General features: G+C 69.3%; 11 protein-coding genes and 2 pseudogenes. 7 read left to right on the plus strand and 6 right to left on the minus strand.

Translation table 11 applies throughout. The features are described from left to right. Positions 1-24: 24 nt before the first annotated feature. Positions 25-678 carry a fructose-6-phosphate aldolase gene (fsa, locus tag HCC78_RS17415; RefSeq protein ID WP_172330068.1) on the plus strand — a complete coding sequence of 218 codons (654 nt, stop codon included), beginning with the start codon at positions 25-27 and terminating at the stop codon, positions 676-678. Between the two features lie 89 nt (positions 679-767). Here fsa and HCC78_RS17420 read toward each other — a convergent pair whose 3' ends face one another. Continuing rightward, positions 768-2,897, minus strand: a complete 2,130-nt coding sequence (locus HCC78_RS17420) for a calcium-binding protein (protein ID WP_172330069.1) — start codon at positions 2,895-2,897, stop codon at positions 768-770. Positions 2,898-3,361: 464 nt separating this feature from the next. On the opposite strand from HCC78_RS17420, the gene HCC78_RS17425 reads away from it, so the two are divergent. Continuing rightward, a complete protein-coding gene (locus HCC78_RS17425) occupies positions 3,362-4,261 on the plus strand; it encodes a DMT family transporter (protein WP_172330070.1) in 900 nt (299 codons plus the stop codon). A gap of 34 nt (positions 4,262-4,295) precedes the next feature. On the opposite strand, the gene HCC78_RS17430 is transcribed toward HCC78_RS17425, so the two are convergent. Beyond that, the gene (locus tag HCC78_RS17430) at positions 4,296-5,537 is read right to left on the minus strand and encodes an aminopeptidase (protein WP_172330071.1); all 1,242 of its coding nucleotides are present in this window, start codon (positions 5,535-5,537) and stop codon (positions 4,296-4,298) included. A 121-nt stretch (positions 5,538-5,658) separates the two neighbouring features. Beyond that, positions 5,659-6,336, minus strand: a complete 678-nt coding sequence (locus HCC78_RS17435; protein ID WP_172330072.1) for a GntR family transcriptional regulator — start codon at positions 6,334-6,336, stop codon at positions 5,659-5,661. A gap of 119 nt (positions 6,337-6,455) precedes the next feature. On the opposite strand from HCC78_RS17435, the gene HCC78_RS17440 reads away from it, so the two are divergent. From HCC78_RS17440 to HCC78_RS33805, 4 genes are all read left to right on the plus strand, one after another. Further along, entirely contained in the window at positions 6,456-6,944 is a 489-nt protein-coding gene (locus HCC78_RS17440) for an aspartate/glutamate racemase family protein (RefSeq protein ID WP_371743854.1), read from the plus strand. Continuing rightward, positions 6,902-7,162: an aspartate/glutamate racemase family protein gene (locus tag HCC78_RS34850; protein ID WP_371743855.1), complete on the plus strand. Its 261-nt coding sequence runs from the start codon at positions 6,902-6,904 to the stop codon at positions 7,160-7,162. The genes HCC78_RS17440 and HCC78_RS34850 overlap by 43 nt, the downstream gene beginning before the upstream one ends. Before the next feature lie 304 nt (positions 7,163-7,466). Continuing rightward, a complete protein-coding gene (locus tag HCC78_RS33800) occupies positions 7,467-7,868 on the plus strand; it encodes a cytosine permease (protein ID WP_253949230.1) in 402 nt (133 codons plus the stop codon). Continuing rightward, positions 7,838-8,572, plus strand: coding sequence for a cytosine permease (locus tag HCC78_RS33805; protein ID WP_253949231.1), 735 nt, complete (start codon positions 7,838-7,840; stop codon positions 8,570-8,572). The genes HCC78_RS33800 and HCC78_RS33805 overlap by 31 nt, the downstream gene beginning before the upstream one ends. 200 nt (positions 8,573-8,772) lie before the next feature. Here HCC78_RS33805 and HCC78_RS34855 read toward each other — a convergent pair. From HCC78_RS34855 to HCC78_RS17455, 3 genes and pseudogenes are all read right to left on the minus strand, one after another. Next, positions 8,773-8,931 (minus strand): annotated as a pseudogene (locus HCC78_RS34855) (hypothetical protein); the annotation flags it as partial. A gap of 155 nt (positions 8,932-9,086) precedes the next feature. Continuing rightward, positions 9,087-9,602 (minus strand): annotated as a pseudogene (locus HCC78_RS34860) (transposase); the annotation flags it as partial. A 230-nt stretch (positions 9,603-9,832) separates the two neighbouring features. Continuing rightward, on the minus strand, positions 9,833-11,197 hold the full coding sequence (locus HCC78_RS17455; protein ID WP_172330074.1) for a mechanosensitive ion channel family protein: 1,365 nt from the start codon (positions 11,195-11,197) through the stop codon (positions 9,833-9,835). Positions 11,198-11,341: 144 nt separating this feature from the next. Between HCC78_RS17455 and HCC78_RS17460 the strand changes: the two genes are divergently transcribed. Further along, on the plus strand, positions 11,342-12,358 hold the full coding sequence (locus HCC78_RS17460; RefSeq protein WP_172330075.1) for a TAXI family TRAP transporter solute-binding subunit: 1,017 nt from the start codon (positions 11,342-11,344) through the stop codon (positions 12,356-12,358). The last annotated feature ends 127 nt before the right edge of the window (positions 12,359-12,485 follow it).

The raw sequence follows: 12,485 nt of genomic DNA on the forward strand, positions 1-12,485 counted from the left end.
CAGACATCCCGGAAAGGACAGGGCATGAAATTCTTCGTCGACACCGCCATCGTGGCGGAAATCCGCGATCTGGCCGAGTATGGCCTGATGGACGGGGTCACCACCAACCCCTCGCTGATCGCCAAATCCGGGCGCGATTTCAAGGAAGTCATCGCCGAGATCTGCGGCATCACCGACGGGCCGGTCTCGGCCGAGGTCGCCGCGCTCGATGCGCCGGGCATGCTGGCCGAGGGCCGGGTCCTGGCCGGGATCGCGCCCAATGTCGTGGTCAAGCTGCCGCTGACGCTCGACGGGCTGAAGGCCTGCCGCGTCTTCACCGCCGAGGGCATCCGCACCAACGTCACGCTCTGCTTCTCCGCCAACCAGGCACTGCTGGCCGCGAAGGCGGGGGCGAGCTACATCTCGCCCTTCATCGGGCGGCTCGACGACATCAATCTCGACGGCATGGAGCTGATCCGCGAGATCCGCCAGATTTACGACAATTACGGCTTCGAGACGGAAATTCTCGCCGCCTCCATCCGCAGCGCCAACCATGTGAGGGAGGCCGCCCTGGCGGGGGCGGATGTCGGCACGGTCCCGGCCAAGGTGATCAAGGCCCTCGCCGCCCATCCGCTGACGGAATGCGGCCTGGAGCAGTTCTCCAAGGACTGGGCCGCAACCGGGCAATCGATCCTCTGACGCCGCATGGCGCGTCGGCGGGCCGGAGCATGCGGCCCGGCACCGGCGCGCCCTGCAGCGGGCCATCCTGCACGGGGCGCCGCTGCGGATCAGGCGAAGAGGATGTCCTCCGCCCCGAGATCGCCGGCCCTGACCCCGGCAAGCACCACGACATCGCCGCCGCCCGGCCGCAGCACGGCGCCGGCCGACGTGTCGCGCATTTCCAGGTCCGGGCGGCCGAGATCCGCGCCGTAGCCCGAGAGGTCGATCACGTCGGTGCCCGGATCGAAATCCGTGACGGTGGCGCGCCCTGCGCCGGGCAGGAAAACGAAGCGGTCCGCCCCTGCCCCGCCGGTCAGCAGGTCGCCGCCGCCGCGCGTCACGATCACGTCGTCGCCGGGCCCGCCCATCACCGTGTCGCGTCCGAGGGGGCCGGATTGCACGCTGTCCTCGAACCGGTCCGCGCCCGCGCCGAGCCACGCCTTGTCGCGGCCGGGACCGCCGACCACCGTGTCGCGTCCCGCGCCGCCCGAAAGGACATCGCCCTCCAGCCCGCCGTCGAGCAGGTCGGCGCCGAGCCCGCCGGACAGCGTGTCCCGCCCGGTCCCGCCGCGGAGACTGTCTGCGCCGGAGCCTCCGGCCAGGCTGTCATCCTCGGCCCCGCCGAGCAGCGTGTCCGCGTCCGGCCCGCCATGCAGCCGGTCGCGTCCGGCGCCGCCGTCGAGACGGTCCCGCCCTGCCCCGCCCGAAAGCCTGTCTCGGCCGAGACCGCCGAAGACAATGTCGTCTCCGACGGCCCCTTCGACAGTGTCCGCCCCGGCCCCGGCATAGGCAACTGCGCCCTCCTCGGGCATGGCCACGGATTCCGCGCTGCCATCCCCCAGATAGACGTCGCCCGACCGGCCTTCGGTCTCGATCTGCGAAAATCCGTTGAAGCGCAGCGTCGCGGGACCCGGACCGATCGCGGCGACCTCCTGCCAGATGCCGGCATCGGTCAGCGCCCAGAGATGGATCGCACCGTCATCTCCAAGCGCGTTCGCGTAGATCTGGCCATAGCTGGACCGGAGCCCAAGATCACCCGGGGTGTCCAGACCCAGCCGGGTCACCGTCCCGTCGGCGCCGAGCTTCGACAGCACGCGCCGCTCGCCATCCTCCCCGTCCTCGGTGACGCGGAAATAGATTTCCCCGCCGATCAGGCTCTTCATCTCCGGATCGCGGCCGCCGAGCGCGAGAAACTCGTCCTCGGCCCAGGCGAAGGTCCCGTCGGCATCCATCCGGTAGATGCCGTACGCCCCGCCATAGCGCGTGTTCCCGCTGAAATAGACATGGTCCCCGAAGACAGCGAAGCCGGCCATGGACCAGAGCGTCAGGCCGAGACCCTCCACCTGGGCCGGGACGGGCACCAGGTCGCCGGATGGGTCCATGCGGTGAAGGATGCGGCCGGCGGAAGACGTGTTGGCCAGGAAATAATCCGTGCCGCCGAGGGAGAAGGCACGGCTCGGCGACGGCGACGGGCTTTGCCCCCCGATGACGCTGACCGGTTCCCAGACATCGCCATCGCCGAGCCGGAACAGTTCGGCGCCCCAGCGGCCCGTCAAGACGTTGGCGTAGAGCTCTTCCCCGGCCACGAAGACGCTCCGGAAGCTCAACGAGCCTGGATCCGCGAAGAAGTCGGCGAGAGTCGTGACGGCGCCGGTTTCGATGTCCACGCGCAGGGGTATCCGCAGAGGATATTCGAAGCTGGCGACCACGATTTCCCCGCCGCGGTACGTGACCGCCGGATTGGGCGCCTTGATCAAGTCGATTCCGTCGAACAGGTCGGACAGCAACCCGGACCGGCCCTGCCCATTGAGCCAGGTGACCTCGTAGGTGTCGCTGCTGTAGCGGGCATCCGTCAGGACCACGCCCGGATAGGCGGAGAAGGCGATGGGCCAGTCGAAATCGAAGAACGAGGAGTCCGGACCCGGACGGATATCGGCAAACAGGCTGAGCGTGCCATCGGCGCCGAGCTCATAGACCTCGTAGCCCACCAGGCTGCTGCCGTCGGCTTCGGTGACCTGCCCGCCCATCAGGTTCCGGCCGAAGAGCGAGACGACATCGCCATAGGGCGTGAAGCCGCGCCCGTCCGGCCCGGTGACCATCTCGTAGCCGCGGCTCTGCCAGTCGAACCGGAAGAAGCGCTGCCCGGTATTGCCGTCGAAGGCGCTGAAATGCAGCCCCTCCAATCCCTCGATCCACATGGCGCGCCCCCGGAACGGCCCGACCCGGCGGCGCAGGGCCCTGCGGATCGTGGCATAATAGTTAAACCTATGAACCTTTCTGGTGGCACAGGCCCATGCGCGCGGGCGAGAAGGCAAGCTGCCGCATGTCCGGCGCGGCGTTGCGGACGGCATGCGGGGCGCCCCGCCGAGGGACAAGGACGCCGCCGGGCCGGACCGAATGGACCGGGAGCGGAGCCCGCCCTGGCATCCGGCCCGCCATCCGTGCGGCACCGGACCCCGCCGGGATCTCATGTCCCCCAGCCGCGTGCTGCCGGAGCGGCCCGGCGGCCTGTCCGTCCTGTCCGGAACGGCCCCCGGAAGGTCTGCGACAATTCGGGACGATATCGTTCCGGCGGCGGCGGATGTATGGACGGCAGCAGGTCCCGCCGCGGCGGGCCCGCGCCCGGCTGCCCGGGCGGCCGGTTTCCGGACGGATTGACAAGATGAACGAGAACACCCGCGGCATCCTTTTCATGGTGCTCGCCATGGCGACGATGCTGACATCCGACACGATCGTGAAGTCCGTGGCGGAGGAGCTGCCGCTTTTCCAGGTCATCTTCCTGCGCCATGTCTTCATGACCGCGGGACTGGCCCTGATGGCGTATCGCGACGGCGCGCTGCAGCTGCGCCCGAGCCGTCGGCAGATCCGGCTCGCCGGGATCCGCACCGCGGGAGAGACCGCCGTGGTCTGCTTCTACCTGATCGCCCTGACGCTGATGCCGATGGGTTCGGCCACGGCGATCTTCCAGCTTCAGCCCCTCGCGGTCACGCTTGCCGCCGCCGTCTTCCTGTCGCAGCCGGTCGGCCCGCGGCGGCTGCTGGCGATCGCGGCGGGCTTCGCGGGCGTGCTGCTGATCGTGCGGCCGGGTTCGGACGCGTTCGGCCCGGGCTCGGTCTTCGTGCTGCTGGCCATTCTCGGCGTCTGCTTTCGCGACATCGCCACCCGCCTGCTCGGCGCGGACCTGCCGGCCTCGGTGCTGGCGGCACTCGGCTCCGCCGCGCTCCTTGCGGTGAGTTTCGCCGTCATGACGGTGCGGGGCGGCTGGGAGCCGGTCACGCCGTCCCAGCTCGGGCTGATCTTCGCCGGGGCCGCGATCCTGCTGGCCGGCTACATGGCGATGGTGATGGCGATGCGGTTCGGCGAGATCGCCGTCATCTCGCCCTTCCGCTACGTGTCGCTGGTCTTCGGCCTGGTCTACGGCGCCCTGTTCTTCGGCGAGGTCCCGCAGCCGGCCATGCTGCTCGGCGCGCTCGTCATCGTCGCCAGCGGTCTCTACACCTTCCTGCGCGAGCGCCGGGCCCAGGCGGGTGCCGCGGCCGCGCGGCAGGGCGCGGCACGCTGACCCGCAAAGGCCGCACGGGCGGCGGCCGCTGCCCTCACCTGGCCCATTCGCCCTTGCGGAACACCGGCTCGCGGCTGCCGTCGGCACGGACGCCGTCGATATCGGTCTGCGGCCCGCCGATCATCCAGTCGACATGGATCATCGAGCTGTTTCCGCCCTTCTGCGCGATCTCCTCGGGGGACAGCGACGCGCCGTCGAGGAAGCATTTCGAATAGCACTGCCCCATCGCGATGTGGCAGGCAGCGTTCTCGTCGAAGAGCGTGTTGTAGAACAGCAGACCGGTCTGCGAGATCGGCGACCCGAAGGGCACCAGCGCCACCTCGCCCAGGCGGCGCGCGCCCTCGTCGCTGTCGAGCATGCGCTCCAGAACGGTTCCGCCCTTGCCGGAGCGCGCCTCGACCGCGCGGCCGTCCTCGAAGCGCATCTCGATCTCCTCGATCAGCGCGCCGTTGTAGGACAGCGGCTTGGTCGCGCGCACCGTCCCGTCGACGCGGCGGGCATGCGGCGTGGTGAAGACTTCCTCGGTCGGGATGTTGGCATTGCAGGTCACGCCGTTCTGCGCCGTCGAGGCGCCGCCCTGCCATTCATGCCCCTCGGCCAGCCCGACCGTCAGATCCGTCCCCGGACCGGTGAAATGCAGCGCGTCGAACCGCTCGCCGTTCAGCCAGGCCGTCCGCGCCGCCAGCGCCGCGTTGTGTTCCGCCCAGGCCGCGACCGGATCCTCGCCGGCCACCCGCGAGGCGGCGAAGATCGCATCGGCCAGCTTCGCGACCGCCTCGTCCTCGGGCAGATCCGGAAAGACCTGCCGCGCCCAGCCGGCCGTCGGGAAGGCGGCGATGGTCCAGTTGATGTCGAAATTCGAGATCTTCGAAAGCGCGGGCTTGTAGGCCAGCGAATTGGCCTTGTTCGCGCGGGCGACCTTCTCGGGATCCTCGGCGGCCAGCGCCATCGGATCCGCCCCGGCAATCGCCATGCGCGCCGCGCCGGCGTCAAACGCCTCCGCCATGCCGCGGTAGAGCCAGTCCGGCGCGCGGTCGAAGCTTCCGTCGCGGCCGTTGCGGAACCGGGCGCGGGCGATCTCGTCGTCGGACAGCAGCGGCGTCACGACCCCGGCCCCGGCACGGTAGGCGCTGGCGGCGATCTCGCGCACCAGCGGCAGCGCCTCGACCGGAGCGGTCAGCACCAGATCCTGTCCCGGCTGCAGGTTGAGGCCGACATGCACGGCAACATCGGCAAGGCGGGCGAGGCGGACGGGATCGAGGACGGGGGCGGTCATGGCGGCTCCTTTGGCGGTGCGGCCCGGGCAAATGCCGGACCCTGCCATGGGACCCTGCCGATAACGGCGGCGAGTTCAAGGCCATCGCGGGCGCGGAACGAAACCGCCCGCCAAGCCCGCACTAGAGAAGCAGGCTGGACAGCGCGCCGGTGGGCTTGCGGGCGCCGGTGAAATCGACCTCGGCCTCGATATGCTGCAGATGCGCCCGCATCTCGGCCTGCGCGGCCGCGCCGTCGCGGGCCTCCAGCGCCGCGACGATGCGGCAGTGGTCGTCGGAGGCGCACTGGCTTTCCGTATCGCCGCCATAGAGGCCGAGAATCAGCGAGCTGCGCATCGTCAGCTCCTCCAGATACCGCTCCAGCACCGAATTTCCGCCCAGTTCCGCCAGGATCAGGTGGAATTTCCGCGACAGCCGGATCGTCTCGGCGCGGTTCCCGGCGGCGATTGCCCGGGATTCCGCCCCGATGTTTTCGTGAAGCGGCGGGAAATCAGGCAGGGTTTCAAACTGCACGACATTTCCGCAGATCGTCAGCTCGATGGCCTGCCGCGCCTGGAAGACATCGCGCGCGTCGCGTTCGGAGGGGGTCGTGACGAAGGCGCCGCGGTTGGGGATGTGCTCTACGACCTGGTAGCCGGTCAGCGTCGCCAGCGCGCGGCGTACCTGAGTGCGGTTGCACGAGAAAATCTCGCTCAGCGAGTGCTCGCCCAACTTGGTGCCGGCCCGCAGCTTATGGTTCGCGATGGCGTCGAGGATGCTGTCCACGATGATCTGTTCGGGCGCCGTCGTCATGCCCGCCATTTGATCAGCTTCCCCATGTTTTGCAACAGATCCTGCGCAGCAAGATTTGCTGCAAAACAGTTGCCACTAAAATTGTTTACAAATTGTGTTGCCCAAAATGCAGACCATATGGAGGGCACATGAAACTCCGCATCATCAATCCGAATTCCGCCGAGGCCATGACCCGCAAGATCGTCGCCTCGGACCGCGCCGTCGCCGCAGCCCATGTCGTGATCGAGGGCCGCACCGCCCATGGCGCGCCGGCCAGCATCGAGGGCCATTTCGACGAAGTCATGTGCACCCCGCACCTGCTGCGCGAAGTGACGGCAGCCGAGGCCGAGAAGGCCGATGCCATCGTCGTGGCCTGTTTCGACGACCCGGCGATCGGCGCCTGCCGCGAGATCGCCTCCGGTCCGGTGATCGGACTCTGCGAGGCCGGGATCAAGGCGGCCTCGATGGTCGCGACCTCCTTCAGCATCGTCACCACGCTGCCGCGCTCGGTGCCGGCGATCGAGGATCTGGTCCGGCGCTACGGACTGGAAGACCAGTGCCGCCGGGTCCGCGCTGCCGCCCTGCCGCCCTGCCGGTGCTGGCGCTGGAAGACCCCAGCTCCAACGCCCGCGCGGTGATCGGCGCCGAGATCGCCCGCGCCATCGGGGAAGACCGCTGCGAGGCGATCGTCCTGGGCTGCGCCGGCATGGCGGACCTGGCTGCCGACCTGTCCGCCGGGCACGGGCTGCCGGTGATCGACGGCGTCGCCGCCGCCACGAAATTCGCCGAGGCACTGGCCGGCGCCCGGCTGATGACCAGCAAGATCGGCGCCTATGCCGCGCCGCTGGCCAAGTAGACATTCCCCGACCCCACCCGAGACCCCGACTGGGAGACCTTCGCATGACGACCTCCACTGACCCGGCCGTGCAGGCGCACGGGACCGGACACGATACCCTTGCGCCGCAGAAAGAGCGGATCATGACCCCTGGTCCTATCTCTTCGCCTGGCTCGGCGGCGGCGCATCGATCGGCACCTTCACCGTCGGCTCCGGCCTCGTCGGCACGCTGAACCTCTTGCAGGTGATCGTTGCCATCGCCATCGGCTGCCTGGTGATCGGGCTGGCGGTCAACGGCCAGGCCAACCACCGCTAAGGCATCCCGATGATGGTGCAGGCCCGCACGTCCTTCGGCTTCCGCGGCAACAAGCTGCCCGCGCTCGTCCGCTCGGTCCCCGCCATCGTCTGGTTCGGCTTCCAGAGCTGGGTCGGCGCCGGCGCGCTGAACCTGGTGTCCGAGACGATGTTCCGCTTCGAAAGCATCGTCTTCTGGTTCGTCGCCTTCCTGGCCCTGCAGATCGCACTGTCCGTGCTCGGCTTCCACGGCATCAAATGGGTGGAGAACATCGGCACGGTCTTCATCATCGGCGCGCTGGTCTGCATGTTCGTTTCGGTGCTGAACCGCTACGGCGACGCGATCGGCACCAACCTGGTCGACGCCGAGGGCATCTGGGGCGCGCCGTTCTGGGGACGACCATGCTCTTCATGGGCATCTACGCGACGATGATTCTGAACGTCTCGGACTATGCCCGCGAGCTGAAGGAGCGCGTCGGCCCGGTCCGGCAGGCGATGATCTACGCCAACTCGATCCTGCCCGCGACGCTGTTCATGGGGATGATCGGCATCATGGTGTCCTCGGCGACCGGCACGGTCGACCCGATCGACGTCTTCGCCTCGGCCGCCGACAATCCGGTGCTGGTGGTGGTGGCGCTGCTCTTCATCGCCTTCGCCCAGCTCACCGCCAACATACTCGACAACGTGGTGCCGCCGGCCTATGCGCTGATGGACACCTTCGGCTGGTCCTTCCGCAAGTCGGCCATCGCCGTCGGCCTGCTGGCATTCTGCAGCTTCCCCTGGGAATTGGTGAAGGATGAAAGCTCCGCCGGGCTGACCCTCTTCATCCAGACCTATTCGGCCTTCCTCGGCCCGATCTTCGCGGTGATGGTGGCCGACTGCTACGTGATCCGCGGCCAGCGCCTCGACATCGCCGCGCATTACGACGAGCACGGGCCCCATGCCGGGACCAACCGGGCAGGCGTCATTGCCTCGGGACTGGGCGTGACCGCGGCGCTGCGCTTTCCCGGCATCTCCTGGTATGCCGGCCTGATCCCGGCCGGGGCGAGCTGCAGGCTGCTGATGCAGTCCCTGCCCGCGGCGCAGCGCTTCCGCCCGGAGGGCACGGCCGCCGTGGCCGCGGTTGCCGCCGAGTGAGTACCGCCGTGCGCAAGTGGCTTTTGGGGTCCACAGCCTGTTGGCTTCCACCAGCGCTTGGCTGTGAGCTGGAGCTTTCTCATGGGCGCAACAAGGGCAACCTTTGCGGGTTTCCCGGCCTCGCGGAGCTGGGTGCGCTTGGCCTTGAGGCCAGGGTTGCAGCGCATTGCGACGACGGCAGGCATGCAGAGCGCATCCCGCAACGGCTTGCGGCCCCCGCTGATGAAGGACCTGCCTTTCCGCTGGCCGGAACCGCGGCTGAAGGGGGCAGGGCCTGCCTTCCGCCGGGCTTTCCGATCCCGGGCAGAAAGGTCGGGATCAGCGCCGTCGCGACGGGGCCGAGGCCCGGAATGGAGCACGGGATTTCGCGATAGCGGGCCATGGTGCCGTCTTTGGCCATCGGCCCGGCAATTTCGGCGTCCAGGTCCGCGACCTGGCGCCGGGCGAGAGCCAGCCGGCTCGCGGCCCGGCGCTTCGCAAGGGCCTGGATCTGGATGTGGCCGCGGTTGCGCAAGCGCGTCCGCTCGGCGGCGGGAGCGCGGCGCGCAACCTGCAACTCCTTGGGAATCCGCAGTTCCGGCGATACGGGCGCATCGGGCTCGAGGGCCAGGGCCGCGCCCATGCGGGCCGGAATGCGCGCCTCCGCGGCATCGGTCCCGGCTTGCGCGCCGCAGGCCCCGGCAAAGCGCCGTGCCTGCAGTGGCTTGACCAGGACCCGCGGAAATTTGCCCGAGATCGCCGCCTCGAAGGCGCGGCGATGCGCGCCGGCGGGCCCGAAGACGATGCGCGCCACCGGTGCCTTGCCCAGCCGTCGGATCAGGGCCCGGAAACCGCGCGCCGTGTTCTCGAACTGCTTCGCCGCGGCGTCCTCGAGACGGAAGGCATCGGGATGGGATTTCGGGATGTCGATGCCGGCGGCATGATCTGCCATCTTCGCCGGTCCCATCCTTGTCATGCGTGGCGCAAACACGCGCATCCCCTCTCGCGGCGTTGCTTCGCAACGCGCTGCCGGGCGGAGGTGCAGGCCCATGGCGAAGACGGCGGTCGATCCTGCTCACTCGCGGGCCGGTCGACCTGGGCAGACACGATCCGGCCGCCGTCGCCTGTTGCCCGCCATGCTTGGCGGGCAACGGGCGACCCCGAACATCAACGACAGACCGGGAAATTCACAAGACAAGGCAGCCCCGCAACGCGCGGTCCCCCGCGGACCGCGCCGGGCGGCCCGGTGCGCATGCCCGGGCCGCCGGTCCTGCCGCAAGGTTAAGCCCGGCGGGCGCCCGGAGTGGGCTTCAGCACGACATTCACCTCGGAGCCTTCCTTGATGTAGAGGTCGCGATGGCCCAGCGGCGTGCGGATGCCATGGGCGCGGTAGCTTTCCCAGATCGCCAGCAGCACCTGGCTGCGGACATTGATCACGCCGTTCACCGGATCGTCGATCCAGAAGCGCATCTCCAGGTTGACCGAGCTGTCGCCGAAGCTCATCAGCCGGCAGACCGGCGCCGGATCGGCCATCACCCGCGGCGTGTCCCGCGCCGCCGCCTCGGCCAGCTCCATCGCCAGCCGGACGTCGCAGTCGAAAGAGACGCTGATCGGCGTCAGCAGCCGCAGCCGGTGGTGGTTGTAGGACCAGTTGACGATCCGGGTGGAGATCAGCTCCTCGTTCGGCACCAGCCATTCGGTGCCGTCGCGCGTGGTCAGCGAGACATAGCGGGCATTGAGCGCGGTGACCCAGCCGAAGAGCTGCACGTCGCGGTTCGACGGGTCAGACAGCTCCAGCACGTCGCCGGGCTTGATCGAGCGGTCCGACAGCAGCAGGAGCCCGCTGATCAGGTTCGACAGCGCCTTCTGCATGCCGAAGCCCAAGCCCACGCCGAGCGCCCCGGAGAAGAGCGCGAAGGCGCTGAGATCGATGCCGACGCTGGCCAGCCCGGCAATCAGCGCCAGCGTCACCAGAGAAAACCGCAGCAGCTTGCCGGTCAGCACGCGCAGCGACGGCGTCAGCCCGGATGCGGCGTTCATCCGCGTCTCCAGCAGCTGCGCCACCGCCAGCGCCACCCAGAGCAGCACCGCCAGCTGCACGGCGCCGCGCAGCAGGTCGAGCATCGACAGGTGGATCGTGCCCAGCCGGAACCCCATCCGGTCGAGCCGCACGATCGTGGATTCGAGCAGGCCGAGGACGTTCAGCGTGGCGATCGCGAAGGCGCAGAGCGCGATCATCCGCGACCAGAAGGCGTTGCGCACCAGAAGCGACAGCAGCCGCAGCCCGGTCCAGATCGCCAGCAGCTTCGCCGCCGTGGCCATCAGCGGGACGGACCAGCCGAACAGGCCCGAGATGCCGATGGCTGCCAGCAAGAGGCAGAGCGCCGCAACCGGCAGCAGCGCGACGCCGGCCGCCCGCACCAAGCTGCGTTCCGCCGGGCGGTCGGCGCCGATGCGGGCGCGCCGCCGCGCCAGCCGCGCCTCTGCCGGACGCACGGCGACAAGGGCCAGCCCGCCCGCTGCCGCCAGCGCCGCAAGCTGCCACAGCGTGGCGGCCACCAGCAGCTGCGTCAGGATCCAGTACTCCGCCTGCATCCGGAGGTTTTCCAGCGCGATGACGTCAATCAGTCGCTGATAGCTTTCCATGGTGCCCCGATCCGCTTGCCCTGTCCGATTATCCGCACCCGGGACACAGAAAATCAACACTTTGGCCGCCGCCTTTTGCGCTGCGGCGCGGGTCGTGTAGTCTCGCCGGGCAAAGGTGCATGTTTCCGGGCAAGGGAGAACCGAATGCCGCCGAGACGTATCACAGCACGCCTGCGGAACCGCGCCGCCGCGGCCTGCCTGGCCGCCCTGGCGGCGGCCGCGTCCCTGTCGGCCGCCGCAGCCGGACCGGAGCAGCGGCTGGTTTCCATCGCGACGGCCTCGCGCAGCGGCGTCTACTACTATGCCGGGGGCACGATCTGCGGCCTGGTCAATGCCCGGCGCTGGCAGACCGGGACGCGCTGCGTCACCAGGGAGTCGGGCGGGTCGATCGACAACCTGCGCGCCCTGCGCACCGGGGCGGCGGATTTCGCGATCGTGCAGTCCGACTGGCAGCATGCCGCCGCCATGGGCACCGGGGTGTTCGAAGGCTACGGGCCGGACCGGGAGCTGCGCTCGGTGCTGTCGCTCTTCCCGGAGCCCTTCACCGTCATCGCCCGCCCGCAGAGCGGCATTGCCCGCCTGCCGGATCTGGCGGGCAAGCGGGTCAATATCGGGCCGGTGGGCTCGGGCAGCCGCGCCACGACCGGGATCGTGATGCAGGCCATGGGCTGGACCGAGGCGGATTTCGCCCATCTGTCCGATCTCGACTGGACCGACCTGCCGAAGGCGCTCTGCGACGGCGAGATCGACGCCGCGCTGGTCATCATCGCGCATCCCAACCTGCTTGTGGAGGACATGATGTCCACCTGCGGCGCCGTGCTGGTGCCCGCCGAGACAGACGGCATCCGCAAGCTGATCGCCGAGCGTCCCGCCTATTTCGCCTATTCGATCCCGGCCGGCACCTATCCCGGCCAGAGCGCCTCGGTGCCGGGCTTCGCGCTTGCGGCCGGGCTCGTCACTTCCTCCCGCGTGCCTCCGCCGGTCGTCCGCGACATCGTCACCGCGGTCGCCGGCAATCTCGGCACGTTCCGCAGCAAGCATCCGGCCTTTTCGGAGTTCAGCATCGGCCAGATGCTGGGCGAGGGCATCTCCGCCCCGCGCTATCCCGGGGTGTCGCAATACCTGGAAGACGCCGCCCTGCAGCCCGCCCCGGCCAACTAGAAGGCTGCTGAAACAGTCCGGCAGGCAGAATGGTTTTCTGCCTTGGTTGGCGCAGGGGCGCGATCTTCCGGCCGTTTCTTGCCTCCCGGCGCGGGGGGCGCGGCGCCCGCCGGCTTCATATGGCCGA

This window comes from Mangrovicoccus sp. HB161399, assembly GCF_013184745.1.
Lineage (GTDB): Bacteria > Pseudomonadota > Alphaproteobacteria > Rhodobacterales > Rhodobacteraceae > Mangrovicoccus.

What these genes read in the sequence shown, in the direction of transcription:
- fsa (WP_172330068.1), top strand. Translation starts at nt 25, where the DNA reads ATGAAATTCTTCGTCGACACCGCCATCGTGGCGGAAATCCGCGATCTG.
- HCC78_RS17420 (WP_172330069.1), bottom strand. Translation starts at nt 2,897, where the DNA reads ATGTGGATCGAGGGATTGGAGGGGCTGCATTTCAGCGCCTTCGACGGC.
- HCC78_RS17425 (WP_172330070.1), top strand. Translation starts at nt 3,362, where the DNA reads ATGAACGAGAACACCCGCGGCATCCTTTTCATGGTGCTCGCCATGGCG.
- HCC78_RS17430 (WP_172330071.1), bottom strand. Translation starts at nt 5,537, where the DNA reads ATGACCGCCCCCGTCCTCGATCCCGTCCGCCTCGCCCGCCTTGCCGAT.
- HCC78_RS17435 (WP_172330072.1), bottom strand. Translation starts at nt 6,336, where the DNA reads ATGGCGGGCATGACGACGGCGCCCGAACAGATCATCGTGGACAGCATC.
- HCC78_RS17440 (WP_371743854.1), top strand. Translation starts at nt 6,456, where the DNA reads ATGAAACTCCGCATCATCAATCCGAATTCCGCCGAGGCCATGACCCGC.
- HCC78_RS33800 (WP_253949230.1), top strand. Translation starts at nt 7,467, where the DNA reads ATGATGGTGCAGGCCCGCACGTCCTTCGGCTTCCGCGGCAACAAGCTG.
- HCC78_RS33805 (WP_253949231.1), top strand. Translation starts at nt 7,838, where the DNA reads ATGCTCTTCATGGGCATCTACGCGACGATGATTCTGAACGTCTCGGAC.
- HCC78_RS17455 (WP_172330074.1), bottom strand. Translation starts at nt 11,197, where the DNA reads ATGGAAAGCTATCAGCGACTGATTGACGTCATCGCGCTGGAAAACCTC.
- HCC78_RS17460 (WP_172330075.1), top strand. Translation starts at nt 11,342, where the DNA reads ATGCCGCCGAGACGTATCACAGCACGCCTGCGGAACCGCGCCGCCGCG.